The 24,699-nt window shown below is 74.3% G+C and carries 22 protein-coding genes; 13 read left to right on the top strand and 9 right to left on the bottom strand.

From position 1 onward, the window contains the following. Nucleotides 1-98 precede the first annotated feature (98 nt). Entirely contained in the window at nt 99-899 is an 801-nt protein-coding gene (locus ACFVVU_RS08400) for an acetoacetate decarboxylase family protein (protein WP_387788779.1), read from the bottom strand. Nucleotides 900-1,291: 392 nt separating this feature from the next. Between ACFVVU_RS08400 and ACFVVU_RS08395 the strand changes: the two genes are divergently transcribed. Continuing rightward, nucleotides 1,292-2,554 (top strand): glutamine synthetase family protein, encoded by a 1,263-nt coding sequence (locus ACFVVU_RS08395; protein WP_380689972.1) that lies wholly within the window; start codon nt 1,292-1,294, stop codon nt 2,552-2,554. Between the two features lie 149 nt (nt 2,555-2,703). Here the strand turns inward: ACFVVU_RS08395 and hpaD are convergent, their stop codons facing one another. From hpaD to ACFVVU_RS08375, 4 genes are read right to left on the bottom strand one after another with little or no spacing between them, the layout of a single operon-like run. Beyond that, nucleotides 2,704-3,771 carry a 3,4-dihydroxyphenylacetate 2,3-dioxygenase gene (gene hpaD, locus ACFVVU_RS08390; RefSeq protein WP_380685631.1) on the bottom strand — a complete coding sequence of 356 codons (1,068 nt, stop codon included), beginning with the start codon at nt 3,769-3,771 and terminating at the stop codon, nt 2,704-2,706. Nucleotides 3,772-3,779: 8 nt separating this feature from the next. Then, entirely contained in the window at nt 3,780-5,324 is a 1,545-nt protein-coding gene (gene hpaE / locus ACFVVU_RS08385; protein WP_387788778.1) for a 5-carboxymethyl-2-hydroxymuconate semialdehyde dehydrogenase, read from the bottom strand. Nucleotides 5,325-5,368: 44 nt separating this feature from the next. Beyond that, complete coding sequence (gene dapA, locus ACFVVU_RS08380) at nt 5,369-6,289, bottom strand: 4-hydroxy-tetrahydrodipicolinate synthase (protein WP_387788777.1); 921 nt, start codon at nt 6,287-6,289, stop codon at nt 5,369-5,371. 45 nt (nt 6,290-6,334) lie between these two features. After that, nucleotides 6,335-7,774, bottom strand: coding sequence for a fumarylacetoacetate hydrolase family protein (locus ACFVVU_RS08375; protein WP_387788776.1), 1,440 nt, complete (start codon nt 7,772-7,774; stop codon nt 6,335-6,337). A 191-nt stretch (nt 7,775-7,965) separates the two neighbouring features. Here ACFVVU_RS08375 and ACFVVU_RS08370 point away from each other — a divergent pair, with 191 nt between their 5' ends. Next, the gene (locus ACFVVU_RS08370) at nt 7,966-8,721 is read left to right on the top strand and encodes an alpha/beta fold hydrolase (RefSeq protein WP_387788775.1); all 756 of its coding nucleotides are present in this window, start codon (nt 7,966-7,968) and stop codon (nt 8,719-8,721) included. A 77-nt stretch (nt 8,722-8,798) separates the two neighbouring features. Then, nucleotides 8,799-9,473: a GntR family transcriptional regulator gene (locus ACFVVU_RS08365; RefSeq protein ID WP_380685621.1), complete on the top strand. Its 675-nt coding sequence runs from the start codon at nt 8,799-8,801 to the stop codon at nt 9,471-9,473. Between the two features lie 80 nt (nt 9,474-9,553). On the opposite strand, the gene ACFVVU_RS08360 is transcribed toward ACFVVU_RS08365, so the two are convergent. Then, nucleotides 9,554-10,318 carry an SDR family NAD(P)-dependent oxidoreductase gene (locus ACFVVU_RS08360; RefSeq protein ID WP_387788774.1) on the bottom strand — a complete coding sequence of 255 codons (765 nt, stop codon included), beginning with the start codon at nt 10,316-10,318 and terminating at the stop codon, nt 9,554-9,556. After that, nucleotides 10,315-11,316, bottom strand: a complete 1,002-nt coding sequence (locus ACFVVU_RS08355) for a methyltransferase (RefSeq protein ID WP_380685617.1) — start codon at nt 11,314-11,316, stop codon at nt 10,315-10,317. The genes ACFVVU_RS08360 and ACFVVU_RS08355 overlap by 4 nt, the downstream gene beginning before the upstream one ends. A 95-nt stretch (nt 11,317-11,411) precedes the next feature. On the opposite strand from ACFVVU_RS08355, the gene ACFVVU_RS08350 reads away from it, so the two are divergent. After that, on the top strand, nt 11,412-12,428 hold the full coding sequence (locus tag ACFVVU_RS08350) for an aldo/keto reductase (RefSeq protein ID WP_387788773.1): 1,017 nt from the start codon (nt 11,412-11,414) through the stop codon (nt 12,426-12,428). A 46-nt stretch (nt 12,429-12,474) separates the two neighbouring features. Here the strand turns inward: ACFVVU_RS08350 and ACFVVU_RS08345 are convergent, their stop codons facing one another. After that, nucleotides 12,475-13,896 carry an amidohydrolase gene (locus ACFVVU_RS08345; protein ID WP_387788772.1) on the bottom strand — a complete coding sequence of 474 codons (1,422 nt, stop codon included), beginning with the start codon at nt 13,894-13,896 and terminating at the stop codon, nt 12,475-12,477. A gap of 111 nt (nt 13,897-14,007) precedes the next feature. Here ACFVVU_RS08345 and ACFVVU_RS08340 point away from each other — a divergent pair, with 111 nt between their 5' ends. From ACFVVU_RS08340 to ACFVVU_RS08300, 9 genes are all read left to right on the top strand, one after another. Beyond that, entirely contained in the window at nt 14,008-14,955 is a 948-nt protein-coding gene (locus ACFVVU_RS08340) for an alpha/beta hydrolase (RefSeq protein WP_387788771.1), read from the top strand. After that, entirely contained in the window at nt 14,952-15,719 is a 768-nt protein-coding gene (locus ACFVVU_RS08335; RefSeq protein ID WP_380686464.1) for an ABC transporter ATP-binding protein, read from the top strand. Before ACFVVU_RS08340 ends, ACFVVU_RS08335 begins: the two co-directional genes overlap by 4 nt. Further along, nucleotides 15,716-17,470: an ATP-binding cassette domain-containing protein gene (locus ACFVVU_RS08330; protein ID WP_387788770.1), complete on the top strand. Its 1,755-nt coding sequence runs from the start codon at nt 15,716-15,718 to the stop codon at nt 17,468-17,470. The genes ACFVVU_RS08335 and ACFVVU_RS08330 overlap by 4 nt, the downstream gene beginning before the upstream one ends. A gap of 109 nt (nt 17,471-17,579) precedes the next feature. Then, nucleotides 17,580-18,743 (top strand): ABC transporter substrate-binding protein, encoded by a 1,164-nt coding sequence (locus ACFVVU_RS08325; protein WP_380686460.1) that lies wholly within the window; start codon nt 17,580-17,582, stop codon nt 18,741-18,743. A 43-nt stretch (nt 18,744-18,786) separates the two neighbouring features. Further along, on the top strand, nt 18,787-19,659 hold the full coding sequence (locus ACFVVU_RS08320) for a branched-chain amino acid ABC transporter permease (protein WP_355363347.1): 873 nt from the start codon (nt 18,787-18,789) through the stop codon (nt 19,657-19,659). A 56-nt stretch (nt 19,660-19,715) separates the two neighbouring features. Continuing rightward, nucleotides 19,716-20,825 carry a zinc-binding dehydrogenase gene (locus ACFVVU_RS08315; RefSeq protein WP_380686458.1) on the top strand — a complete coding sequence of 370 codons (1,110 nt, stop codon included), beginning with the start codon at nt 19,716-19,718 and terminating at the stop codon, nt 20,823-20,825. Nucleotides 20,826-20,993: 168 nt separating this feature from the next. Then, nucleotides 20,994-21,950 carry an aldo/keto reductase gene (locus tag ACFVVU_RS08310; protein ID WP_380689827.1) on the top strand — a complete coding sequence of 319 codons (957 nt, stop codon included), beginning with the start codon at nt 20,994-20,996 and terminating at the stop codon, nt 21,948-21,950. A gap of 26 nt (nt 21,951-21,976) precedes the next feature. Next, nucleotides 21,977-23,752 (top strand): amidohydrolase, encoded by a 1,776-nt coding sequence (locus tag ACFVVU_RS08305; protein ID WP_387788769.1) that lies wholly within the window; start codon nt 21,977-21,979, stop codon nt 23,750-23,752. 92 nt (nt 23,753-23,844) lie between these two features. Next, a complete protein-coding gene (locus ACFVVU_RS08300; protein ID WP_380683959.1) occupies nt 23,845-24,222 on the top strand; it encodes a hypothetical protein in 378 nt (125 codons plus the stop codon). A 49-nt stretch (nt 24,223-24,271) separates the two neighbouring features. Here the strand turns inward: ACFVVU_RS08300 and ACFVVU_RS08295 are convergent, their stop codons facing one another. After that, a complete protein-coding gene (locus tag ACFVVU_RS08295) occupies nt 24,272-24,583 on the bottom strand; it encodes a hypothetical protein (protein WP_387788768.1) in 312 nt (103 codons plus the stop codon). Between the last annotated feature and the right edge of the window lie 116 nt (nt 24,584-24,699).

Below are 24,699 nucleotides of genomic sequence, written 5' to 3'. Positions count from 1 at the left end.
AATCTAGCGCGCCGGGCACTCCATTTGCACCCGTACGATTCCTCGGCGCCCGCGCGCGGGCCCGCGGCCGAACCCCGGTCCCGGGCCCGCGCGGGGGCTCAGCCGCCGGTGGGTGACTCCAGTACCCGCCCGCCGTTCCAGACCACCCCGACCTGCCGGTAGTAGGCACCGATCGGCTCCTCGATCCGCAGCGCGGCCAGCTCCTCGGTGGGCGCCTCGAACAGTTCCAGCTCGGCCGTGCCGCGCCAGGCCGGCCCGGCCTCGAAGGCGGCGGCGCCGCTCTCCACCAGCTCGTCCAGGGCCAGGGTGCCGGGCCGGTCGATGGCGGGCAGCTGCCGGTGGTGGGCCATCGGGTGCCCGTTGACGAAGCCGTTGGTCGCGGACTCCTCCCGCAGCGTCACCACCGCCTGGGCGAGCCGGCGGTCGGCCGCCGCCAGGGTGGCGCCGAACCGGGCGCCGGGGGCGAGCCGGGGCGCCGGGCCGTAGGGGTGCGGGCGGGTCTGGTGGATCGAGCCGAGCTTCTTCGGGTAGCCCTGGTGCAGTCCGCGCGCGATCGCGAAGTCCTTGTCCACCCAGATGTAGACGCAGCGCGAGTAGGTGCGGCCCCGGTAGGAGCAGCGCACCACGGCGAAGCACTCCTTGTACTGGGCGCGGACCGGGTCGAGCAGCTCGGCGCCGTCGGCGGCGCAGGACTGCCAGTCGGCCCAGATCAGCGCGACGGCGCCGGGGTCCTCCTCGGCGGGTTCCAGTGGGGCGGGCAGCAGTTCGGCGACCCGGGCGGGGTCGGTGCGGTACTCGACCGTCAGCAGGTCGCCCGAGTAGTGCCAGGGCGGGGCGGGGACGAGCGAGGAGCGGCCGGTGGCCGTCCTGGGGTGAAAGAAGCCGTGCACGGTGGCCACGGCACCTCCTGGATCGCGGGGGCCGGGGAGAGCGGCGGGCGGCGGTCCGGAGCGGCGCCGCGCGGTCTCTCGTTTGGGGCCATACGATATGCCCTGGCGGGCGGACTGTCACCCCGTCCGGCCGGATCGCGCGGATCGGCCCGAGGGGCTTGTTCCGCGGTGCCGGTCGGGCCTATTGTTTGATCCCAAACGAGAGTCCCGGGCCGGAGCCGACCGTTCGCCCGCCCGGACCGCGGTGAACTCCCCACCCCCACGCCCGCCTCACGAGGAGGCCCGTCGTGACCGACCCGGTCGCCACCCCCCAAGCACCCGCCACGCAGGACCCCGAGGCGGTCGCCGCCGCGCTGAGGGCCCGCGGCATCGACGTCGTCCGGGTCGGCTACCCGGACCTCATGGGCACCGACCGGGGCCGCGACGTCCTGGTCGACGCGCTGCCCGCCGCCGTCCGCCACGGACTCACCTTCTGCCGCGCGATCTACCACACCGGACCGCTCGGCGAGGTCGTCCCGGTCGAGGGCGGCCTCGACGCCGGCCTGCCCGACATCACCGTCCACCCCGACCTCGCCACGCTCGTCGAACTCCCCTGGGAGCCCGGCGTCGCCTGGTGCCTCGCCCGCATCACCGACCCGAGCACCGGCCGCCCGTGCCCCGAGTCCCCCCGCGAGGTCCTGCACGCCGTCACCGAGCGCCTCGCCGGACTCGGCCTGACCGCCGTCGTCGGACCGGAGCTGGAGTACTTCCTCTGCGAGCCCGACCCGGCCGCCCCCAGCGGCTGGCGCCCGTACGCGGGCGCGCCCGGCAACGTCTACGTGGCCGGCCGCCGCGGCGACCCGGACGGCCACCTGCTGCGCACCCTGCGCCTGCTCGCCGCGCTCGGCATCGGCACCACCATGGGCAACCACGAGTTCTCCGGCGGCCAGTTCGAGATCAACCTCACCCACTCCGAGGCCCTCGACGCCGCCGACCGGGCCTTCCGCTTCAAGGCCGCGGTCAAGGAGATCGCCCGCACCGAGGGCCGGCTGGCCACCTTCATGGCCAAGCCGTTCAACGCCGAGGGCGGCTCCGGCTTCCACCTGCACGTCTCCTGCCTCGACGCCGACGGGCACAACACCTTCGCCGACCCCGGCGCGCCCGACGGTCTGTCCGCCACCGCCCGGCACGCCATCGGCGGCGTCCTGCGGCACGCCCCGGCGCTCGCCGCGCTGCTCAACCCCACGGTCAACTCCTACAAGCGGTTCGGGCCGGACACCCTGGCGCCCTGGCTGATCGACTGGGGCCTGGACAACCGCAGCGCGATGGTGCGCATCCCTCCGGAGCGCGGCGGGTCGACCCGGCTGGAGGTCCGCCTGGGCGACGCCGGCGCCAACCCCTACCTCGCCGTGGCCGGCCTGGTCGCCGCCCTCGCGCTCGGCGTCGAGGAGGCCGTCGAGCCGCCCGCGCCGCTGGAGGGCTACGGCTACGACGCCGCCAAGGCGCCGGTGCTGCCCGGCTCGCTGGGCGCGGCGCTGGACGCGCTGGAGGCGGACACGGCGCTCTGCGAGGCGCTGGGCAAGGGCTTCACCTCGGCCTTCCTCGCCTTCAAGCGCGCCGAGCTGGAGCGCTTCGCCCGCCACGTCACCGACTGGGAGTTCCGCGAGTACGGCTACCACCTCTGAGCACCCGCCCACCGGCCCCGCCACCCCGAGACCCGGGCGGCGGGGCCTTCCCGCTGCCGGGCCCCTTGCCGGGCCCTTGCCGGGGGCCGGGGACGACGACGCCGCCCCGGGCCGGCGGGCCCGGGGCGGCGCAAGGGGGTCAGGAGGGATCAGCGCTCCGCGGCGGGCACCGGCGCGGGCGCCGGGATGATGCCCAGCCCGTCCGCGCCGACCTGCACCGCCGACTCGTCCAGCGTCGCCGAGACCACCGGCTGCGCCTTGCCGTCGAGGTCCAGCACCGGCACCGCCTCCTTGTACCAGGACTCGATGACCGCGTTGCCCCAGAAGTCCCGGCGCCGGTCGTCGTGCACGTTCCAGCGGTAGGTCTCGTGGTCCGGGTCCCCGGTGTAGTAGTCGGAGGTGTAGATCTCCACCCGGTGGCCGTCCGGGTCGCGCAGGTACAGGTAGAAGGCGTTGGACACGCCGTGCCGCCCGGGCCCGCGCTCGATGTGGTGCTCGGCGCGCAGCGAGCCGAAGATGTCGGCCGTCCGCAGCACCTGGTGCGCCTCGGGGGCGAACACCCCGACGTGGTGCAGCCGCGGCCCGGCGCCGCTGGTGAAGGCGACGTCGTGCACGGTCTGCTTGCGGAACATCCAGGCCGCGTACAGCTCGTGCTCGTCGCCCTCGATGGTCTCCGAGCAGCCGAAGCCGAGCGAGCGGTAGTGCTCGTAGGCGGCCGGGATGTCCGGCACCACGATGTTGAAGTGGTCCATCCGCGCCACCTCGGCGCCGCGCCGCAGGTCGTAGCGCTGGATGAGGCGTTCGGCCCGGTCGATCGCGTGGAAGAACTCGACCGGGAAGCCGAGCGGGTCCACCACCCGCACCGCGTCGCCGACGCCGCGCGTGCCGGTGCCGGCCGGCACCCGGCGCACCGGGCAGCCGAGCGCGGTGAAGAACTCCTCGGCGCGGTCCACGTCCTCGGGGGTGCGCACCCGGTAGGCGAGGTGGTCCAGGGCGGGCGCGTCGCCCACCCGCAGCACCAGGCTGTGGTGGGTCAGCTCGTCGGTGCCGCGCAGGTACAGCGCGCGCTCGTCCTCGTACTGGACGTGGAAGCCCAGCATGTCGACCCAGAACCAGCGGGCCCGGGGCAGGTCGGTGACGACCAGCTGGGCGTAGGCGGACCGTACGACGTCCGGCGGGGTGGGCATCGGCGTGACCTCCATCTGCGTGACTCCCATGGGCGGGTTCAGTGCTGCTCGTCGGCGCCGAAGCGCGGCGTGTGGACGTCCCCGAGCATCACGTGGACGATCTTGGACTCGGTGTAGAAGTCGATGCTGTGCGCACCGCCCTCGCGGCCGAGGCCGCTGGCCTTCACCCCGCCGAACGGCGTGCGCAGGTCGCGGACGTTGTGCGAGTTGATCCAGACCATGCCGGACTCCACCGCGTGGGCCACCCGGTGACCCCGCTTGAGGTCGGACGTCCACACGTATGCGGCCAGACCGTATGCGGTGGCATTGGCCAGGTCAATGGCCTCCCGCTCGTCGTCGAACGGCGCGACGGCCACCACCGGGCCGAAGATCTCCTCCTGGAAGATCCGGGCGTCGCGCGGCACGTCCGCGAAGACGGTCGGCTGCAGGTAGTTGCCCTCCGGCAGGTGCGCCGGGCGGTCGCCGCCGGCCACCAGCCGCGCCTCGGCCTTCCCGGCCTCGACGTAGTCCAGCACCCGCCGGTAGTGCACGGGGTGGACCAGCGCGCCGACCTCGGTCGCCGGGTCGCCCGGCAGTCCGACCCGGACCCGCTCGGCCCGCTCGGCCAGCCGGCGGGTGAACTCCTCGTACAGCGGCCGCTCCACCAGTACCCGGGAGCCGGCCGTGCAGCGCTCGCCGTTGAGCGAGAAGACGCCGAACACCACCGAGTCCAGCGCCGCCTCGACGTCGGCGTCCGCGAAGACCACCACCGGGGACTTGCCGCCCAGCTCCATGGAGACCGTCTTCAGCCGGTCCGCCGAGCAGCGCACGATGTGCCGCCCGGTGGCGGTGGAGCCGGTGAAGGAGAGGATCGGCACCTCCGGGTGGTCCACCAGCGCCTGCCCGGCCTCGGTGCCCAGGCCGTGCACGATGTTGACCACGCCGGCCGGCAGGCCCGCGTCGGTGAGGATGGCCGGCCACAGGCTCGCCGAGAGCGGCGTCCACTCGGCGGGCTTGAGCACCAGGGTGCAGCCGGAGGCGATGGCCGGCGCCAGCTTCCAGCTCTCCAGCATGAACGGGGTGTTCCACGGGGTGATCAGCCCGGCCACGCCGACGGGGGTGCGCACCACGTAGTTGAGCTGCTGGGTGCCGACCCGGAACGCCTCCTCGCCGAGGGCGACGACGACGTCGGCGAAGTAGCGGAAGTTCTCGGCGGCGCGCCGGGCCTGGCCGCGGGCCTGGGTGATCGGCAGGCCGGTGTCGAAGGACTCGAACGCGGCCAGCTCCTCCTCGCGGGCCTCGACCGCGTCGGCGATCCTGTTGAGCACGGTGGCCCGCTCCCGGTTGCCGAGCGCCGACCAGGCGGGGAAGGCGGCCCGGGCGGCGGCCACCGCCCGGTCGACGTCCGCCGCGCCGCCCGCCGCGAGGGTGGCGTAGGCGGTGTTGGAGACCGGGTCGGCGACGTCGAGGACGCGGCCGTCGGCGGACGGCACGCGCTCGCCGCCGATCCAGTGCGGGATCTCGCCGGGCAGCCCGGCCGGACGGGCCGGGGCGCCGGCCGGGTCGGCGGCGGTCTGCGGGGCCGCCTCGGTGGTGGTGGTCATCTCGTCTCCTGCTCTCGTGGGGGGCGGGGCGGTGGAGCCCGCGGTCACAGCTGCTGGGTGAGGTCGCCGCCGGCGGCGAGCAGCGCGCGGATCCGCTCCAGGCCGGCGTCGGTCGGCGTGGTGAGCGGCGGTCGGACGTGGTCGGAGGCGATCCGGCCCTGCCGGGCGAGCACCCACTTCGCGGGGGCCGGGTTGGTCTCCACGAACAGCAGGTCGACCAGCGGGTGGAGGCGGTAGTGCAGTTCACGGGCGCCGGCGTGGTCGCCCTGCTCCCACAGCTCGTACATCCGGGCCACGGCGGTGGGCGCCAGGTTGGCGACGGCGCTGATGAAGCCGGCCCCGCCGAGGGCCATCAGCGGCAGGCAGAGCAGCTCGATGCCGGACCAGACGAGCAGTTCGGAGCCGCAGGCGTGGATCACCCGGGAGAAGTGCTCGAAGTCCTTGGTGGTCTCCTTGACGCCGACGACGTTGTCGAAGTCGGTGAACAGCCGGCGCACGGTCTCCGGCTCGATGTCCACGGCGGTGCGCGAGGGCACGTTGTAGACGACCAGCGGCAGGTCCGGGAACTCCCGGGCCACCGTGGCGTACCAGCGGTACAGCGCCTCCTGGGTGGGCCGGGCGTAGTAGGGGGTGATCACCAGGGCCGCGTCGGCGCCGAGTTCGGCTGCGGCGGCGGTGAGTTCGAGGGTCTCGTCGAGCTTGGCGGAGCCGGTGCCGGGCAGGAAGGGCACCCGGTCGGCGATCTCCTCGGCGGCGGTGCGCATCGCGGCGATCCGCTCGGCGACGCTCTGCGCGCTCGGCTCGCCGGTGGAGCCGCCCAGCGAGATGCCGTGCGAGCCGGAGTCGAGCTGCCAGCGCACCAGGGCGCGCAGCGAGTCGTGGTCGACGGCGCCGTCGTCGGTGAAGGGGGTGACCACGGGGGCGAGGGAGCCGCGGATCACGGACGGGTCGCTTCGGAACTTCATCGGGTCTCCGTGGGGGAGTGGGGGGAGGGGAGGAAGGGCGGAGGGTCAGTCGCCCTGGCGCTCGCGCTCGTAGCGGGCGCGCCAGTGCGCGTTCATCGGGTAGAGGCCGTCGATGCCGGCGCCGCCGTCCACCTGCCGCAGCACGAAGCGCTCCTCGTCCTCCTGGGCGGCGGCGTCCCGGGCGACCTCGGCGGCCAGCGCGGGCGGGATCACCACGACGCCCTCGGCGTCGCCGACCAGCACGTCGCCGGGCATCACCAGCACCCCGCCGCAGTCCACCGGCACCTGGGAGTCCATCGGAACGTGCCGGCGGCCGAGCACGGCGGCGTGCGGCCCGGCGTAGTAGGAGGGCAGGTCGAGGCCGGCGAAGGAGGGGCTGTCGCGCAGGCCGCCGTCGGTGACCACGCCGGCCGCACCGCGGCGCAGCGCGCGCAGTGCCAGGATGTCGCCGAGGGTGCCGGAGCCGTGCTCGCCGCGCGCGCCGATCACCAGCACCTCGCCGGGCAGCAGCTCCTCGACGGTGCGCTTCTGGGCGTTCATCCCGCCGCCGATCTCGGCGAAGACGTCCTCGCGCAGCGGCAGGTAGCGCAGGGTGCGTGCGGTGCCGACCATCCGCAGGTCGGGGCGGGCCGGGCGGACGCCCTCGATGAAGTGGTGGTCGATGCCGCGCTTGCGCAGCTGGGCGGAGAGGGTGGCGGTGGAGACGGTGCGCAGCAGGGCGGCGGTCCGCTCGTCCAGCCCGGCGGGGGCGGCCTCGGCGGCCTCGGTGGCGGGCGCGGGCGGCCGGACGGAGCCGTACGCGGCCTGCCGGGCCTCCTCGGTGGCCCGGGGCAGCGCGCCGTACTCGATGACGCCGCTCTCCTCGGCCACCACCTCGCTGCGCAGCCGGCCGCTCTCCTCCAGTTCGACCTCGACCACGTCGCCGGGCTGGACCACGGTGGAGCCGGCCGGGGTGCCGATCAGCAGCACGTCGCCCGGCTCCAGGGTGGTCGAGCGGGACAGGTCGGCGATCAACAGGTCGACGGGGAAGAGGAGTTCCTCGGTGGAGGCGTCCTGGACGAGCCGGCCGTTGACCCAGCTGCGCAGCCGCAGCCGGGTGGGGTCGACGCCGGTCAGCAGTGCCGGGCCGACGGGGGTGTAGCCGTCGCGGCCCTTGGCCCGCAGATTGGCGCCGAGGTCGGCGTGCTTGAGGTCGTAGACGCCGAAGTCGTTGGCGGCGGCGTAGCCGGCCACGTGCTCCAGGGCCTGTTCGCGGGTGACCCGGTGCGCCCGCTTGCCGATGACCACCGCGATCTCGCCCTCGAAGGCGAGCAGTTCGCACCCGGCCGGGCGGACGACGGGCCGGCCGCTCCAGGAGAGCGAGGAGGGGGGCTTCAGGAAGTAGGAGGGGGCGTCGGGGGTCCGCCCGCGCTCGGCCGCTCGGCTGCGGTAGTTGAGGTGCACCGCGATGATCTTTCCCGGCGACAGTCCGAGGGGGTGTGCCACATTGCCCTCCTAGAATCGTATACGGCATCATGCACGATAGCGGACGTGATCGACGCTGGCCATGGTTGATCGGATGTGAATTCGCACATGATCCGCAGGCGCGACCGACCCGGTCGAAGCGATGGCAGGGCGGGTGGGCGTGCAGTACTATCAAAAATCGTATGCGAAAACAGGGGAGAGGTGCAGTGCTCATGAACCGGAGCGACGACCTGGCGGTGCGGATCATCACGCCGGAGGAGGGCGACGGAGGTGGCGTCGGAGGCGAGCCGCCCGTCGTCCTGCTGCACGGCTTCGCCTCCGACGGCGAGACCGACTGGATCGCACCCGGCACCGCCGCCGCGATCGCCGCCACCGGCCGCACCGTGCTGGTGCCGGACCTGCCCGGCCACGGCGCCTCGCCGGACCCGGCCGACGCCGCCGGGGCCGGCGCGGACGCCCTGACCGCCCGGCTGCTGGCCGCCCTGGACGCCGCCGGGGTGGGGGAGTTCGACCTCGTCGGCTACTCCCTCGGTGCCCGGCTCGCCTGGGAGTTCCCGGCGGCCGCACCCGGGCGGGTGGGCCGGGTGGTGCTCGGCGGGCTCAGCCCCTTCGAGCCGTTCGCCGGAGTCGACGTCGAGGCGCTGCACCGCGCGGTGGCCGACGGCGCGGAGCCCGCCGACCCCCTCACCGGCATGATCGCCGGCCTGGTCCGCTCCCGCGGCGAACGCGCCGCCGCCCTCGCCCGCTGCGTCGAGGGCCTGCGCAACACCCCCTTCACACCCGGGCGTTGGGCCGGACGGACCGCCCCGGTGGTGGTCGTCGGCGCGGACGATGTGATGACGCGGGGCATCGAGAGTATCGTTGCTCCCCTTGACGGGGCGGAGCTGGTGACCGTTCCCGGCGACCACCTGGGGGCCTTGGCCGGTGCGGAGTTCCGCGGCGTCGTGCTGAAGGCCCTCGCCCGGTGACCGCCGGGGGCGCGCGGACCGCCCGGCGGTCCGCCACGGGGGCGAAGGCCGTGCTGAGGAAGGATGAGGGAACGGCGTTGGGTTCCGCGAAGGACCGAACCAGCGGTGGCGGGTCGAAGGCCGAGCAGAGCTACGAGTTGCTCCGCTCGCGCATCCTCGACGGCACGTACGGCCCGGGCTACCGCCTGGTGATGAACCAGCTCGCGCAGGAGACCGGGGTCAGCACCATCCCGCTGCGCGAGGCGCTGCGCCGGTTGCAGTCGGACGGCCTGGTCGAGGTGGTGCGCAACATCGGTGCCCGGGTGGCGGTCTTCGAGGCCGTCCAGGTCGAGCACTCGCTGCAGATCCTGGCCCGGCTGGAGGGGTACGCGACGGCCGTCTGCGCACCGCTGCTGACGCCGGACCAGATCGCCGCCTCACGGGAGATCAACGCCCGGATGGTGGCCGCGCTGGACGAGTTCGACCCGGCCGCGTTCACCGCGCTCAACCGCACCTTCCACTTCTCGATCTACCAGCACTGCCCGGACGCGCACCTGCGCTCCCTGCTGGAGGAGGAGTGGGCCCGGCTGGACCACATGCGCCGCTCCACCTTCACCTATGTGCCGGGCCGGGCCCGGCGCTCGGTGGTGGAGCACGAGCAGATCCTCGACCTGATCGAGCAGGGCGCCGACGCGGCCGAGATCGAGCGGGTGGCCTGCGCCCACAAGGCGGCCACCGCCGACGCGCTGCACCAGGCCAAGCCGTCCGGCTGAGCCGTCCGACCGAGCCCTTCCGTACGGCCCGAAGGGGCGGGAGTCCACGAGGACTCCCGCCCCTTCCGGGTTCCCGGGGGTCAGACCAGCAGCTGGCCGCCGTCCACCTGCACCACCGCGCCGGTGATGTGCCGGGCCTGCGCCGAGGCGAGGAACTGCACCAGCGGCGTCAGGTCGCCGGTGTCGGCGATCCGGCCGAGCGGGATCCGCGCCTCCCAGGCGCCGCGCGCCGCCGCGTCGTCCATCAGCGGCGCCGTCATCGGCGTGTGCACCGGCCCGGGGGCCACCCCGTTGACCCGGATGCCGTGCCCGGCCAGCTCCAGGGCGGCGGTGCGGGTGAGCGCGTCCACCGCGGCCTTGGTGGCCTCGTAGTGGCCGAGCCCCGGGGTGGGCTGGCGGGCGCCGATCGAGCTGATGTTGACGATCGCCCCGCCCCGGCCGCTGTCCACCATCTGCCGGCCGACGACCTGGGTGACGGTGAAGGTGCCGCGCAGGTTCACCGAGACGACCAGGTCGAAGACCTCGGCCGGCAGGTCGATCAGCGCACCGCCGCCGCCCGCCAGGCCCGCGTTGTTGACCAGCACCTCGACGGGGCCGAACCGCTCGGTGGCCTCGGCCAGCGCCGCGCTCACGCTCGCCCGGTCGGTGACGTCCATGGTGACGGCCAGCGCGCGGGTGCCGATCTCCCCGGCCACGGCGTCGGCCGCCGCCCGGTTGAGGTCGGCGACCACCACCCGGTCCCCGGCCGCCGCGAAGGCCTCGGCGACCGCCCGGCCGATGCCGCTGGCCGCCCCGGTGACCAGGACGACCCGGCCCCCGGTGCCCGTGCTCTCCTCGGTGCTCATCGGGCCTCCGCGATGATGATGCGCGGGCTGCCGGGCAGCGCGCGGGTCTCGACGGGCTCCCAGCCCGCCTCGCGCAGCCAGCCGCGGACCTCGTCCTCCGGGTAGACGGTGGTGCCGTCGATCACCAGGTACTCGCCGGCGTGCAGGGCGTCGATGGCGCGCTGCTTGTCGTCGGAGTCCAGGAAGAAGTCCAGCAGCACCAGCCTGGCCCCCTCGGCGGCCGCCGCGCGTGCCCGGCGGGCGATGGCGAGGTTCTGCCCGGCGTCGAAGCGGTGCGCCACGTGCTCCAGCAGCACCAGGTCGAAGCCGCCGGGGACGTCCCCGGCGACCGCGTCGCCCTCGACGATGTCCACCCGGTCGGCGACCCCGGCCGCCGCCAGCACGTCGCGGGCGTGGCCGACCAGCTCGCCGGCCGAGAAGAAGGTGCCCTTGAGGCCGGGGGCGGCGGTGAGCGCCTCGGCCAGGAAGGAGCCGGACAGGCCGCCGAGGTCCAGCACCCGCTCGTGCGCGGTGAAGTCGTAGTGCTCGGCCAGCTGGCGGGCGTGCAGCGCGTTGTAGGTCATCACGCCGCCGAGGAAGGTGGTCATCCGCTCGCCGCCGAAGTCGAGCTGCTGGGGCTCGGCGGTGCGGCTGGTGTCGCCGAAGCCCAGCCAGTGGCCGTAGCTGATCTCGTCGAGGAAGGTGAGGAACGGCCGCAGGTCGATCTGGCCCTCGGCGCCGGTGAGGTACGTGGCGGTGCCGGGCGAGTTGGCGTAGCGTCCGTCGGTGCGCTCCAGCAGGCCGAGGCCGGCCATCGCGTCGGCCAGGATGCGGCTGGTGCGCTCGGGCAGGCCGGTGCGCTCGGCGATCTGCGGCACGTCCAGCGGGCCGTCGGCCAGTGCGGCGAACAGGTTCGCGTCGGCGGCGGCGAACAGCTGCTTGGCGGCCATGTAGCCGACGGCCACCTCGACGATCGGGGCCGGGTCCGCGGAACGGGGGGATTCCGGGCGAAGGGACATCGCGTCCTCCTTGACGGTCAAAGAATATGCCGGATGCTATACGATCGCCTTCCCGGCGGCCAGAGCCGGACCACTCGGATCCTCAGGAGGTTGGCGTGGAGTTCTCGGAAACCGTGTCCCCGGACGGCGGCCCGCAGGCGGTGCCCCGGCGCAGGCTCGGCGCGGACGGCCCCGAGGTGCCGGTGTTCGGCCTCGGCTCGTGGAACACCTGGGACCGGATGACCACCGACGAGGCGGCCGACCTGGTCGCCCGCGCCGTCGCGCGCGGGGTGAACCTGTTCGACGTCGCCCACTACGACTTCGGCCCGCACGCGGAGAACGCGGTCACCGACATCCTCTTCGGCGAGGCCGTGCGCAATGCGGGCCTGTCCCGCGCGGACTACCTGCTCTGCGGCAAGCTGTGGCTCTGGGACTACCCGAAGGCCTCCTTCGCCGAGCAGCTGGAGGTCTCGCTGGCCCGGGTCGGCACCGACCGCGCCGACTTCGTGGTGGTCGGCGACTACCTCGGCAGGCTGGACGTCCCGGCGGTGGTCACCGACGTCGCCGAGCAGGTGCGGGCCGGGCGCTTCACCGCCTGGGGCGTCAACAACTGGTCGGCGGACGACCTGGCCGAGGCCTTCCGGTTCGCCCGGGCCGAGGGGCTGGTCGCGCCGTCCTTCGCCCAGCTCAAGTACAGCCTGGCCCGCCGCTCGGTGCCCGAGGGCGAGCCCTACGGGCGGCTGTTCGACGAGTTCGGGCTCGGCCTCCAGGCCTCGGACGTCTTCGAGGGCGGCATCCTGGCCGGCAAGCTGCACCCGCAGCGCAAGATCGGGGCCGACCCGGGCGGCATCCGCGAGCGGATCCGGGAGTCCTACCCGCAGGTGCGACGCATCGCCGAGGGCTTCGACGCCACCCCCGCCCAGCTCGCCCTCGCCTTCACCCTCACCCACCGGGCCGCCGCGAGCGTGCTGTTCGGCGCCAGCAGGCCGGAGCAGTTCGAGGCCAACCTCGGCGCGCTGGAGCTGCTGGAGCGTCACGGGGAGGAGCTGCGCGCGGCGGTCTCCGGCCTCTGGCTGGACCGCGACGTCGTGCACCCCGGGGCCTCCTGGGGCACCGACGCGCCGACGGGCTGAGCGTGGACCGGCCCGGACCTCCCGCGCGGGAGGTCCGGGCCGCGGGTCAGAGCTCGTGCACCACCCGGCCGTCCAGCACGGTCATCGCCACCGGCACCTCGGGCAGCGCGGTCGGGGCGACCTCCCGCAGGTCCGCGTCCAGCAGGCACAGGTCGGCCGCCATCCCGGCCTCCAGCGTGCCCTTCCAGTGTTCGGCGCCGTCCTGCCGCGCCGGGGCCGCGGTGTACGCGTAGAGCGCCTCCGTCAGGGCGATCCGCTGGTCGCGGCCGGTGGCCTCGACCGCCCGGGTGGCGGCCGCCGCCGCGCCGGCCCGCCAGTCCGGGGCGAGCACCGGCGCGTCCGAGCTGAGGCAGAGCGGCACGCCCGCCGCCAGCGCGTCGCGCACCGGCCAGGCGTGCGCCAGCGCGTCGGTGCCGAGCGCCCCGGCGAGCATCGCGGCGGTCGCGGCGGCGATGCCCGGCTGGGTGTTCAGGCCCACCCCGGCGGCGGCCATCGCGGCGAGCGTCGCCGGGTGCAGCACGTCGCCGTGGATGAGGTAGTGCCGCCCGTCCCGGCCGTCCGCCGCGCGGGCCTCGGCGAAGGCCTCGGTGACCACCCGGGTGGTGCGGCTGCCGGTGGCGTGCACCCCGACCTGGTGGCCGGCCGCGTGCGCGGCCCGGATCATCGCGCGCAGGTTCGCCTCCCGCTCGCCCGCGTCCGCGCCGTCCACCAGCAGGTCGCCGTGGCCGCCGTCGGCGTACGGCTCCTCGCTCCAGGCGCTGCCCATCGGCGGGATGCCGTCGGCGAAGATCTTCACCCCGGCCACCCGGAACCAGCCGGGCACCTCGGCGGGCGCGGCGAACCCGGTCAGTCCGCGGTGCAGGTCGGCGGCGCTGCTCGCGCCGTCCAGCAGGCCGAACAGCAGCAGCGCGGTGACCCGCGCCCGCAGTCGTCCCTCGGCGGCCAGTTCGGCGTACTCGGCCAGCACGGCGGAGGAGAAGCAGCCGGTCGGCCCGCCGTCCTCGCCGGGTCCGAGGCCGGGCTCGGTGTAGCTGGTGATGCCGAGCGAGGAGAGCAGCTCGCCGGTGCGCAGGATCGCCCGGCGCCGCTCGGCGGAGCTGGTCAGCGCGGCCAGCGCCGGCCCCTCGCCCGCGTGGTCGTGGCGGTGCCCGTCGTCGCCGAAGCCGCCGTCCGGCGCCGCCGCCAGCTGCGCCATCAGCGTGTCCGGCCACATCGTGCCCAGCCACGCGCCGTGCAGGTGCGAGTCGTTGATCCCGGGCAGCAGGGAGCGCCCGCGCAGCTCCACCACCCTGGTGCCGGGCCCGATCAGCGGGGCCACCTCGGCGTCGGTGCCGACCCGGACGACGGTGCCCCCGCGCACCGCCAGCGCCTCGCCGACCGTGCGGGCGCCGTCCATCGTGTGCACGCGGCCACCCTGCATGACCAGGTCAGCTGTGGTGATTCCGGCCTGGAATCCGTTGCGCATCATCTTGCTCCCAGCTCTGGACACCGTGGATTGTGACTGCTTAACGTACATGGAATCAGATACGATTTTCGAGTGCCGAACCCCCAGCGGCACCCGGGCAATCGGAGGTAAACGATGCCCCTGCACCCCGAGGCACAGCTGATCATCGACCGGGCCGGTGCGGCGGAGCAGCCCGCCCAGCCCGTCGAACTCGATGCAGCGACCATGCGCGAGCAGTTCCGCACCACCTGGATCATGCCGGAGACCCTGCCCGCCGTCGGTTCGGTGACCGACACCACCGTCCCCGGCCCGGCCGGCGACATCCCCGTGCGGATCTACACCCCCGACGGCGAGGGCCCCTTCGCCGCCTTCATCTGGCTGCACGGCGGCGGCTGGACCATCGGCTGTCTCGACGAGAACGAGTTCTCCTGCCGAGCCGTGTGCGCCGCCGCGGGCGCGGTGGTCGTCTCCGTCGACTACCGGCTCGCCCCCGAGCACCGCTACCCGGCCGCCGCCGACGACTGCTACGCCGTCCTCACGTGGCTGCACGAGAACGCCGCCACGATCGGCGTCGACCCGCAGCGCCTCGCCATCGGCGGCGAGAGCGCCGGCGGCAACCTCGCCGCCGTCACCAGCCTGCGCGCCCGCGACCAGGCCGGACCCCGGATATCCCTCCAGGTACTGGTCTCCCCGGTGGTCGCCCACCCCGACGAGGGCCGGGTCTCCTACCGCGACTACGCCGAGGGCTACTTCCTGTCCAAGGACAGCATGGACTGGTTCTTCACCCAGTACCCGCGCGAGGCCGCCGACCTCGCCGACCCCTACCTGCTCCCGCTGCGCGCCCGCGATCTGTCCGGACTGCCCCGCGCGCTGGTCCTGGAGGCCGAGTACGACGTGCTGCGCGACGAGGGCGAGGAGTACGCCCGCGCGCTCGCCGCCGCCGGCGTGGAGACCTCGCTGGTGCGGTTCGACGGCCTCATCCACGGCTTCTTCGGCCTGCTCGCCACCGACCTCACCGACGCCCCCCGGGCCCACGCCCTGGTCGCCGACGCCATCCGCGCCGCCTGCGGAGCCGAACGATGACACCCGCGCTCGCCCTGCGCGACGTCCGCATCAGCCGCGCCGAGGCCCCCGTGGTCCACGGGGTGAGCCTGGACGTCGCCCCCGCCTCGGTCACCGTCCTGCTCGGGGCCAACGGCGCCGGCAAGACCACCCTGATGGACGGCATCGCCGGCCTGGTGCGCTGCACCTCCGGCACCGTCACCCTCGACGGCACGCCCCTGGACAAGCTGTCCACCTACCGCCGGGCCACCGCCGGCCTCGCCTACGTCGAACAGTCCCGCAGCGTCTTCCGCACTCTGACGGTCGAACAGAACCTGCTGGTCGCCCAGCGGGACGGCGCCGACCTCGACACGGCCTACCGGCTCTTCCCCGAGCTGGACAAGCGCCGCGGCCTGCAGGCCGGCCACCTCTCCGGCGGCGAGCAGCAGATGCTCGTCCTCGGCCGCGCCCTGGTCTCCCGGCCGAAGACCGTCCTGATCGACGAGATGTCCTCCGGCCTCGCGCCGGTGGTCGTCCACCGGCTGATGAAGGCCGTCGCCGACCTCGTCGACCTCGGCATCGCGGTGCTCCTCATCGAGCAGTTCGCCCACCTCGCGCTGGAGATCGGCGAGCGGGCCTACGTCCTCAGCAAGGGCCGGCTCGCCTACGACGGCCCCTGCGCCGAACTGCGCGGCGACGCCGACCGGCTGCACGACTTCTACTTCGGCGCGACCCCGCAGCCCGTCGGCGCGGCGGTCGCGGACCACGGCCCGGGCAGCGGCCCGGCGGAGAGCGGGGGAGCATGAGCCTCACCGAAAGACTCGCCGGCGACCGGCGGGCGCTGCTCACCGGCCTCGGCGCCGCCGTCGCCGCCTGCGTCCTGGTCCCGACCCTGCTCCCGGCCTACTGGGTCTACCTGGCGATCACCGCCGTGGTCAGCGCCGTGATCATGCAGAGCTACGGTGTGATCGTCGGCCGGGTCGGCGTGATGTCGCTGTGCCAGATGTCCTTCGCCTCGATCGGCGCCTGGGTGGTACTGCGGCTCAACGTCGCCGACGCCCCCGGCGGCTTCCTGGTCTGGCTGGTGCTCGGCGGCCTGGCCGCCGTCCCGGTCGGTGTCGCGATCGGCCTGCCCGCGCTGCGCATCCGGGGCGTCAACCTGGCCGTGGTCACCTTCGGCTTCGCGGTCTCCGCCGACATCGTGCTGAACGCCAACCAGATGCCGGGCATGGCCGAGCTCAGGACCCTGGAGCGGCCCGCCCTGTTCGAGGAGGACGGCGCCTACTTCGTCCTGGTCGTCATCGTCTTCACGCTGATCGCGCTGGGCCTCGCCCTGCTCAACCGCACCCGGCTCGGGATGTCCTGGACCGAACTGCGGCACTCCGAGCGGGCCGCCGCCGCGCACGGCGTCTCGGTCGCCCGCAGCAAGCTCGCCGCGTTCGCGATCAGCGCCTTCGTCGCGGGCGTCGGCGGCGGCCTGATGGCCGGCCAGCTGGGCCTGGTCGTCCCCGGCAACTTCGCCATGATGCAGTCGCTCGCGCTGTTCGCGGTCGCCATCATGATCGGCCCGCACAACCCCGAGGGCGCCGTGATGGGCGGCATCTTCGGCGCGGTGATGGCGACCGTCCTGGAGAAGCTGGACCTGCCGCAGGACCTCGGCGGCATGCTGTTCGGCGTCGGCGCCGTGTTCGCGCTGCGCAGCGGCGTCAGCCAGACCGACTTCACCCGCTCCCGCAAGCGCGAGCGCGCCGCCCGCGCCTTCCTGAAGGAGCACGAGGCCACCGCCGCCGACCGCCCGGCCGTGCCCGAACCGCTCGCCGCCCCCGCCACCGTCGCCACCGGCGAGCCGGCCCTGACCGTCAGCGGACTGACCGTCCGCTACGGCCCGGTGACCGCGCTCGACGGCGTCGACCTCACCGTCCCCCGGGGCGCGGTGGTCGGCCTGATCGGCCCCAACGGCGCCGGCAAGTCCACCTTCATCGCCGCCGTCACCGGCTTCGTCGGCGGGTACCAGGGAAGCGTGGCGCTCGCCGGCACCCCGCTCGACAGGCTCAGCCCCAGCGCCCGCGCCACCCGCGGCCTGCGCCGCACCTTCCAGACCACCACCATCGCCCCGGAGCTCACCCAGTACGAGTACCTCACGATCGGCGCCGGCCGCCACCTGTCCACCGAGGAGGCCGACGAACTGCTCGACTTCTTCGGTTGCCCGCCCGGCCGCCTGCCGGTCTCCCTGGTCGACGCCGGCGCCCGCCGCCTGCTGGACGTCGCCGCCGCCGTCGCGGCCCGCCCCGCCGTCGCGCTGCTCGACGAGCCCGCCGCCGGCCAGTCCGCCGCCGAATCGCTCGCCCTCGGCCGCCGGCTCGCCCAGGTGCCCGCCCGCTACGGCGTCTCCGTCCTGCTCGTCGAGCACGACATGGACCTCGTCCAGGCCGCCTGCTCCGAGGTCACCGTCCTGGACTTCGGCCACGTCATCGCCGGCGGCCCGACCGCCGAGGTGCTCGCCGACCCCACCGTGATGGCCGCCTACCTCGGCACCGCGGACCTCCCGGTCGGCTGACCGGCCCCGCACGGCCCCGCCCCTCCCGCACACCCCCACACCCACCCTCGCGCGGGACCGCGTTGTACCCCTGTTCCGGCGCGCCCCCACAGAACGGAATGAGTGCACCATGACGCACGCCCGGCCGCTCGCCGCCCTCGCCGCCGCCACCGCACTGGCCCTCGGCGCCACCGCCTGCGACGGCTCCGGCTCCGGCTCGGAGTCCGGCCCGATCAAGGTCGGCTCGATCAACGGCATCACCGGACTCTTCCAGACCCCCGAGGTCCCCCAGGCCGTCAAGGCCGTCTTCGACGAGGTCAACGCCGCCGGCGGCATCAACGGCCGCAAGCTGGAACTCGTCAGCATGGACGACGCGATGAACCCGCAGCGCTCCACCGAGGCCGCCGTCGACCTGGTCAAGTCCAAGAAGGTGGTGGCCCTGGTCGGCTCCTCCAGCGCCGTCGACTGCGGCCTCAACCGCGCCGCCTACGGCAAGGAGAAGATCGTCTCGATCCCGGCCGTCGGCGTCGACCCGGCCTGCTTCACCAGCCCCAACATCGCCCCGGTCAACCCCGGCCCGTTCAACCTGCTCACCGCCAACCTCTACTACGCCTCCGAGGTGCTCAAGCACGACAAGGTCTGCCTGGACTACACCGTGCTGCCCGGCAGCGGCGGCGGCATCGAGGACGCGATCAAGAAGTGGACCGAGCTGACCGGCAAGCAGCTCGCCCACAAGGAGCTCGCCATCGCCGAGGGCGATCCGACCAAGTACCTGGTCGCCGACAAGGGCGCCGGCTGTCAGGCCGTGCTCTACAACGGCATCGTCGGGCCCTACTTCGCGCAGGCGAAGACGCAGGGCATGGACGACGTCGACTTCATCGTCGGCGCCAACAGCTACACCGACGCCAACGCCCAGGCCATCCCGGCCGGCCTCAAGGTCTACGCCGGCACCGAGTGGCAGCCGTACACCGACACCACCCTGCCCGGCAACGAGCGCTGGTCCCGGCTGGTCGACAAGAACAAGATCCAGAAGACCGCCTTCAGCCAGGGCGGCGTGATGGCCGCCGACCTCTTCGTGCAGGTCCTCAAGGGCATCTCCGGGACGATCGACCGGGAGTCCGTCACCAAGGCCTTCAAGACCATGCAGCCCGTCGACTACCCGATGGTCGGCACCCCCTGGGTGTTCGGCGAGGGCGACGCCCACAACCCCGTCCAGGGCAGCCGCTTCGTCCAGGCCGTCGACGGCACCTGGAAGGTCCTGCCCGAGGGCTTCGTCGTCCCCGGCAAGAAGTGACCCCGACCCCGCAGGACCCCCGGCGGACCCCAGGAGGCGTCCCATGCTCAACTCCACGCTCGCCGGCCTGACCGGTGGCGGCGTCTACGCCCTGCTCGGCCTGTGCGTCGTCCTGACCTACCGGCTCGTCGCCACCGTCAACTTCGCGATGGCCGCCGTCGGCGCGATCGGTGCCTTCGTCATGGTCAGCCTCACCGACGAGGGCGTGAGCCTCTGGCTGGCCCTGCCCGCCGGGGTGCTCGCCGGGGCGGCGCTGTCCGCCCTGCTCGGCACCGTGCTGGTGCGCTGGTTCGCCGGCCACTCGCAGAACACCAAGGCGGCCGTCACCGTCGCCGTCTACGTCGCCGTGATGGCAGCCGGACTGCGGCTGTTCGGCTCCACCACCACCGGCGCGCACACCTTCCCGAGCCCCTTCGAGAAGCCGGTGCTCACCCTCGGCGGGGTGGTGATCCCGCAGTCCGTGCTGGTCACCATCGCCTTCGCCGCGCTGATCACCGTCGGCGTCGGCCTGCTGCTCGGCCGCACCCGGCTCGGTCTGCGCCTGCAGGCGCTCTCCGAGCAGCCCGCCACCGCCGAGGTGGTCGGGATCCCGGTGGCGAAGCTGGCGGTCGCGGTGTGGGCCGCCATCGGCGCCGTCACCACGCTGGTGGTGGTGCTGGCCGCCCCGCGCCTGGGCGGGGACTTCTCCACCCTCGGAAAGCTCATCAACACCGCGCTGGCGGTCGCCATGCTCGGCGCCTTCCGCAGCCTGCCGCTGACCCTGCTCGGCGGCCTCGTCCTCGGCTGCCTGGAGGGCCTGTCCGCCTCCGTCGAGGCGATCCAGAAGTACCAGGGCGTGGTGCCCTTCCTGGTCATCGTGGTGCTGCTCTGGTGGCGCAGCCGCAACGAGGTCTGGGACACCGCCCACAGCAGATGACCGGACCGGGCACCCGCCCGGACCGTGGACCAGGGGAACGAAGGAGACGAAGGACCATGACGCTTCCGACCGGCACCAGGGCCGCCGTGCTGCACGCCCACGGCGAGCCGCTGGTGATCGAGGAGCTGCCGCTGCCCCGGCGGATCGAACCGGGCGCCGCCCTGGTGCGCGTCGACTGCGCCACGCTGTGCGCCACCGACGTCCACCTGTGGAGCGGGGCGATGTCGCTGCCCGGGATGCTGCCGCTGGTCCTCGGCCACGAGACGGCCGGCACCGTGGTCGCGGTGGGGGAGGGCACCGTGGACGCGCTCGGCCGCCCGGTCGCGGTCGGCCGCCGGATCGGCTGGTCGGAGTCCACCTGCGGGTACTGCTACGGCTGCACCGTGCTGCGCACCCCGGTGGCCTGCGAGGACCGCGGCTACGGCTTCCGCCAGCGCGCCGACCGCCACCCCTATGCCACCGCCGGGCTCGCCGAGTACAACTACGTCGTCCCGAACGCGCAGAAGTACCTGCTGCCCGACGAGGTCGAGTCCACCTGGGCCGCCGCGGCCGGCTGCGCCGTCAAGACCGTGCTGCACGCTTTCGACCGGGCCGGCGGCACCCGCCCCGGCTCCTCGGTGGTGATCCAGGGCGCGGGCGCGCTCGGCATCGTCGCCACCGCCGTCGCCAAGGCGGGCGGCGCCGGTCCGGTGATCACCATCGGTGCGCCGGACAGCCGCCTGGAACTCGCCGCCGAGTTCGGCGCCGACCTGACGCTGGGTCTGGCCGACGGCCCCGAGGCCCGCCGCGAGGCGGTGCTCGCCGCCACCGGCGGGCGCGGCGCCGACCTGGTGATCGACCTCGCGGGCGCGCCCGGCGTCGGCGCCGAGGCGGTGGACCTGGCCGCCTGGGGTGGGCGGTTCGTGGTCGTCGGCACCACCGGCCCGGCCCTCCAGGAGCTGCCGCTGGGCACCGTCATGGGCAAGGAGCTGACCGTGCTCGGCTCGCTCAACGGCGACGTCGGCGACTACCACCGGGCCGTGGAGTTCCTGGCCGCCTTCCGCTCGCACTTCGACTGGGACGCGCTGTTCAGCGACCCGGTCGGGCTGAGCGGCGCGAGCGGGGCCATCGAGGCGATGGCCCGCCTGGAGCAGACCAAGGCCGTCGTGCACCCCTGGCTGCCCTGACCCAGGCCCGCTCCGCGCCGGCGGCCCTCCGCCGCCGGCGCCCCGATCCGCCCGGCGCCCCGGGGCGTCCCCTCATGTCCCTGTGTCCCGCCCCGGGGCGCCGGGTGCCACCTTCGAGCACCCGACCGCCCGCCCCCTCCGTCATCCCCCGACCCCGTGAGGACCATCATGACCGTCGTCCCCCGCCGCCGGCTCGGCACCGCCGGACCCGAGGTGTCCGCGCTGTCCCTCGGCTCCTGGCACACCTACGACCGGATGGACTTCGGCGACGCCGTCGCCATGGTCCGCCACGCCGTGGACCTCGGCATCAACCTGTTCGACGTGGCCGTCTACGGCATCCCCGGCCACCCGCCGGTCTTCACCGACGTGCTGTTCTCCGCCATCGTGCGGGCCGGCGGCCTCGCCCGCGAGGACTACCTGCTCTCCGCCAAGCTCTGGCTGGAGCCCTACCCGCAGCTCTCGCTGCGCGACCAACTGGCCAACGCCCTGTTCCGGGCCGGCGTCGAGCACGCCGACCTCGCCGTGCTCGGCGACATCCGTCGCGAGGACCTCGACCTGCGCGCGATCGCCGAGGAGCTGGCGGAGCTGGAGAAGGAGGGCCTGATCGGCTGCTGGGGCGTCAACAACTGGTCCGCCACAGCGATCCGTACCATCCGCGAGCACGCCCGCGCCGCCGGCTCGCCCGGCCCGCAGCTCGCCCAGCTCAAGTACAGCCCCTGCCGCCGCGCCGTCCCCGACGGCGAGCCCTTCGCCGAGCTGTTCGCCGAGGGCCTCTCGCTCCAGGCCTCGGACATCCTGGAGGGCGGCATCCTGGCCGGGCGCACCAGCCCCGCACGCGAGATCGGCCGTGACCCGGGCGGCATCCGCGACCGGATCACCGAGGCCGCCGGCGGGCTGGCCGCCGTCGCCGCCGACCTCGGCGCGACCCCCGCGCAGTTGTGCGTGGCCTTCGCGCTCACCCATCCCGCCACCGCCACCGTGCTGTTCGGCGCCAGCCGGATGCGGCAGCTGACCGACAACGTCGGCGCCTTGGAGCTGCTGGAGCGGGTCGGCGCCGAGCAGGTGCGCGAACTGGTCGAGCCGTACTGGGCGGACCGCGGCGTGGTCTCCCCCGAGGGGCCCTGACACCCGTGAACCCTCCCGCCGACCCCATGCCCGTCCGAACGCGCCCCGCCGAATCCCGTCCCGCCGACCTCGTGCTCGTCGACGGCGATGTGCTCACCGTCGACGCCGGCTTCAGCACCGCCCAGGCGCTGGCCGTGCGCGACGGCGTCATCACCGCCGTGGGCAGCACCGCCGCCGTGCTCGGCCACGCCGGGCCCGCCACCCGGGTGGTGGACCTGCGCGGCCGCACCGTCCTGCCCGGCATCAACGACTCGCACCTGCACGGCCACGCCTGGGGCCTCAACCGCCCGCCGCTCGCCCTCGACCTCAACTTCCCCGCCGTCCGCTCGATCGCCGACATCGTGGCGGCCGTCGCCGCGGCGGCCCGCGCCGCCGCGCCGGGGGAGTGGATCGTCGGCCGCGGCTGGGACGTCGGCTACCTCGCCGAGTGCCGCGACGGCAGCCGGACCCTGCCCGACCGTGCCGACCTGGACGCCGCCGCCCCGGACAACCCGGTCTGCCTGACCGACTTCTCCGACCACATGGCCTGGGTCAATTCGGCGGCCCTGCGCGCGGCCGGCATCGGCCCCGCCACCCAGCCCCCGCCCGGCGGCACCATCGACGCCGACCCGGCCGGCCACCCCACCGGCATCCTCCGCGAGGCCGCCCAGCGCGCCGTCCACGCGCACATCCCGCGCGCCGACGAGCACCGCCGCCGCGCGGCGATCACCGGCGCGATCAGCGCCCTGCACGCCCTCGGCACCACCAGCTACACCGAACCCGGCCTGGGGCCGGGCGGCGAGGGCATCATGGCCGGCGCCATGGGCACCGGCGCCCTGCGCAGCTACCTGGACCTCGCCCGCGGCGGCGAACTGCACGCCCGGGTCAGCCTGTTGCTGCTGCCCTCCCCGATGGGCGGCGGCCTGCCGGACGTCCGGGCCGGGCTCGCCGAACTGGCCGCACTGCCGCTGGACGACATCGACCCGCGCCGGCTCGCGGTCCTCGGCGTCAAGCTCTTCGCCGACGGCGTGCCGCCCAACCGGACCGCCTGGATGCACGACGCCTACCGGGGAGGCGGCCACGGCGCGCTGTGCGTGCACGGCGCCGCGCCCGCGCTCCAGGCCGCCGAACTCACCGCGATGATCGCCGCCGTGCACGCCGCCGGCCACCAGATCGGCGTCCACGTCACCGGTGACCGGGCGATCGACACGGTCGCCGACGCCTTTGCCGCCGCCCAGCGCGCCCACCCGCGTTCCGACGCCCGGCACTACCTCATCCACGGCGACTTCGCGACCGGACGCAGCCTCGCCCTGCTCGCCGAGCACGGCTACGGCGTCAACATGAACCCGGCGATCAAATGGACGATCTCCGACCTGATGGACGAGGTCGTCGGGACCGAACGCTCCGGGCGGATGTGGCCGGTGCGCTCCGCCCTCACGGCCGGCGTACGGCTGTGCGCCAGCTCCGACGCGCCGATCACCGAACCGGACTGGCGCCGCGGCGTCGCCTCCATGCTGCTGCGCGAGTCCAAGGCGACCGGCCGCACCAGCGGACCGCAGGAGCGCGTCGGCCTCCCCGAGGCGGTGCGCGCCTACACCTCCGCCCCGGCCGTCCAGGACTTCGCCGAGCACTGGAAGGGCACCCTCGAATCCGGCAAGGTCGCCGACCTCTGCGTCCTCGGCGGACGCCTCGCCGACACCTCCCCGCACGACCTGCCCGACCTCCCGGTCGACCTCACCCTCTTCGACGGCCGGGCGGTGCACGGCACCCTGGGACCCCGCCGGCCACCTCGGCACGCGCGGAGGGGGCCGGCGGTCGGCTGATGATCGGCTGATGACAACGGGACCGACTTTTCCGGATTACCCGCGTGCAAGCGGACTTTGTGGGACATGATCGGCCTGTGCCGAGTAACAACGTGAGTCCGAGGACCGCGATCCTGCCCGCCTCGTGGACCACCTGGTGGTTCCGCCGCTGCGAGCTGCACCTGCGCGCGGTCACCGTCGAACTGTCGTGGTGGGGCCATGAGTTCCCGGACGGCCCGCCGGACGCCGAGGACGCGCTCATCCTGCTGCGCCGCACCGCCGCCGGCCTGAAGGCGGCCGCCGGCGCCGGTCCGCAGGGGCCGGAGACCGCCGAGCTGCTGCTCCGCGCCACCGCCCCGCTGGAGGCGGCCGAGGCCTTCACCCGAAGGCCGGAACCGCAGGTCCTCCCGCTGGTCTCCCACCACTTCGCCGCCGCCGCCCGCCACCTGGCGGCCGCCCGCGAACACCTCGCCACGGTCGGCCCGAACTGAGCAGGACCGGTCCGATGCGGCGGGAGTACGGGCCGGCCGGCGGGCGGAGTCAGCCGTGTTCCGCCGAGCCGGTGAGCCGGAGTTTGCGCTGGGCCCGCTGGTAGAAGGTGGTGTGGCCGAGCCGTACGACGCGGGCGGCGGCGGGCGGCATGGTGACCGCGACGGTGTCGCCCGGTGCGACGTGGCCGACGAGGAGGCCGTCGGCCTCGATGGCGAGGTCGCCGCTGTGCGGCAGGACGTCCAGGTCGGGCCGCTCGCCGCTGGAGAGGAACACGGAGCGGTTGAACGCGGCGTGCGGGGCCACGGGGGTGACCAGTAGGCCCTCCGCGTCGGGGGAGGTCCCCGAGGGATCGGAATTCACCGGAGGGTCGGAAAGCCGTCGCTTTCAATAATCCGTCAAACGTTCGAATGATAAGGAATTCGGGCTTCCGGTCGGCGCGCGGCCGGGTGGCGGGTGTGACGCCAGTGAATTTCTCT

Origin of the sequence: Kitasatospora sp. NPDC057965 (assembly GCF_042887135.1) — a bacterium.
Lineage (GTDB): Bacteria > Actinomycetota > Actinomycetes > Streptomycetales > Streptomycetaceae > Kitasatospora.
This window is presented reverse-complemented; position numbering and strand designations above follow the sequence as displayed.

Coding starts and splice junctions, on each gene's coding strand:
- ACFVVU_RS08310 (WP_380689827.1), top strand. CDS start 20,994: ATGACCGTCGTCCCCCGCCGCCGGCTCGGCACCGCCGGACCCGAGGTG.
- ACFVVU_RS08330 (WP_387788770.1), top strand. CDS start 15,716: ATGAGCCTCACCGAAAGACTCGCCGGCGACCGGCGGGCGCTGCTCACC.
- ACFVVU_RS08325 (WP_380686460.1), top strand. CDS start 17,580: ATGACGCACGCCCGGCCGCTCGCCGCCCTCGCCGCCGCCACCGCACTG.
- ACFVVU_RS08305 (WP_387788769.1), top strand. CDS start 21,977: ATGCCCGTCCGAACGCGCCCCGCCGAATCCCGTCCCGCCGACCTCGTG.
- ACFVVU_RS08370 (WP_387788775.1), top strand. CDS start 7,966: ATGAACCGGAGCGACGACCTGGCGGTGCGGATCATCACGCCGGAGGAG.
- ACFVVU_RS08355 (WP_380685617.1), bottom strand. CDS start 11,316: ATGTCCCTTCGCCCGGAATCCCCCCGTTCCGCGGACCCGGCCCCGATC.
- ACFVVU_RS08335 (WP_380686464.1), top strand. CDS start 14,952: ATGACACCCGCGCTCGCCCTGCGCGACGTCCGCATCAGCCGCGCCGAG.
- ACFVVU_RS08395 (WP_380689972.1), top strand. CDS start 1,292: ATGGGCACCGACCGGGGCCGCGACGTCCTGGTCGACGCGCTGCCCGCC.
- dapA (WP_387788777.1), bottom strand. CDS start 6,289: ATGAAGTTCCGAAGCGACCCGTCCGTGATCCGCGGCTCCCTCGCCCCC.
- hpaD (WP_380685631.1), bottom strand. CDS start 3,771: ATGGGAGTCACGCAGATGGAGGTCACGCCGATGCCCACCCCGCCGGAC.
- ACFVVU_RS08320 (WP_355363347.1), top strand. CDS start 18,787: ATGCTCAACTCCACGCTCGCCGGCCTGACCGGTGGCGGCGTCTACGCC.
- ACFVVU_RS08315 (WP_380686458.1), top strand. CDS start 19,716: ATGACGCTTCCGACCGGCACCAGGGCCGCCGTGCTGCACGCCCACGGC.
- ACFVVU_RS08340 (WP_387788771.1), top strand. CDS start 14,008: ATGCCCCTGCACCCCGAGGCACAGCTGATCATCGACCGGGCCGGTGCG.
- ACFVVU_RS08360 (WP_387788774.1), bottom strand. CDS start 10,318: ATGAGCACCGAGGAGAGCACGGGCACCGGGGGCCGGGTCGTCCTGGTC.
- ACFVVU_RS08345 (WP_387788772.1), bottom strand. CDS start 13,896: ATGATGCGCAACGGATTCCAGGCCGGAATCACCACAGCTGACCTGGTC.
- hpaE (WP_387788778.1), bottom strand. CDS start 5,324: ATGACCACCACCACCGAGGCGGCCCCGCAGACCGCCGCCGACCCGGCC.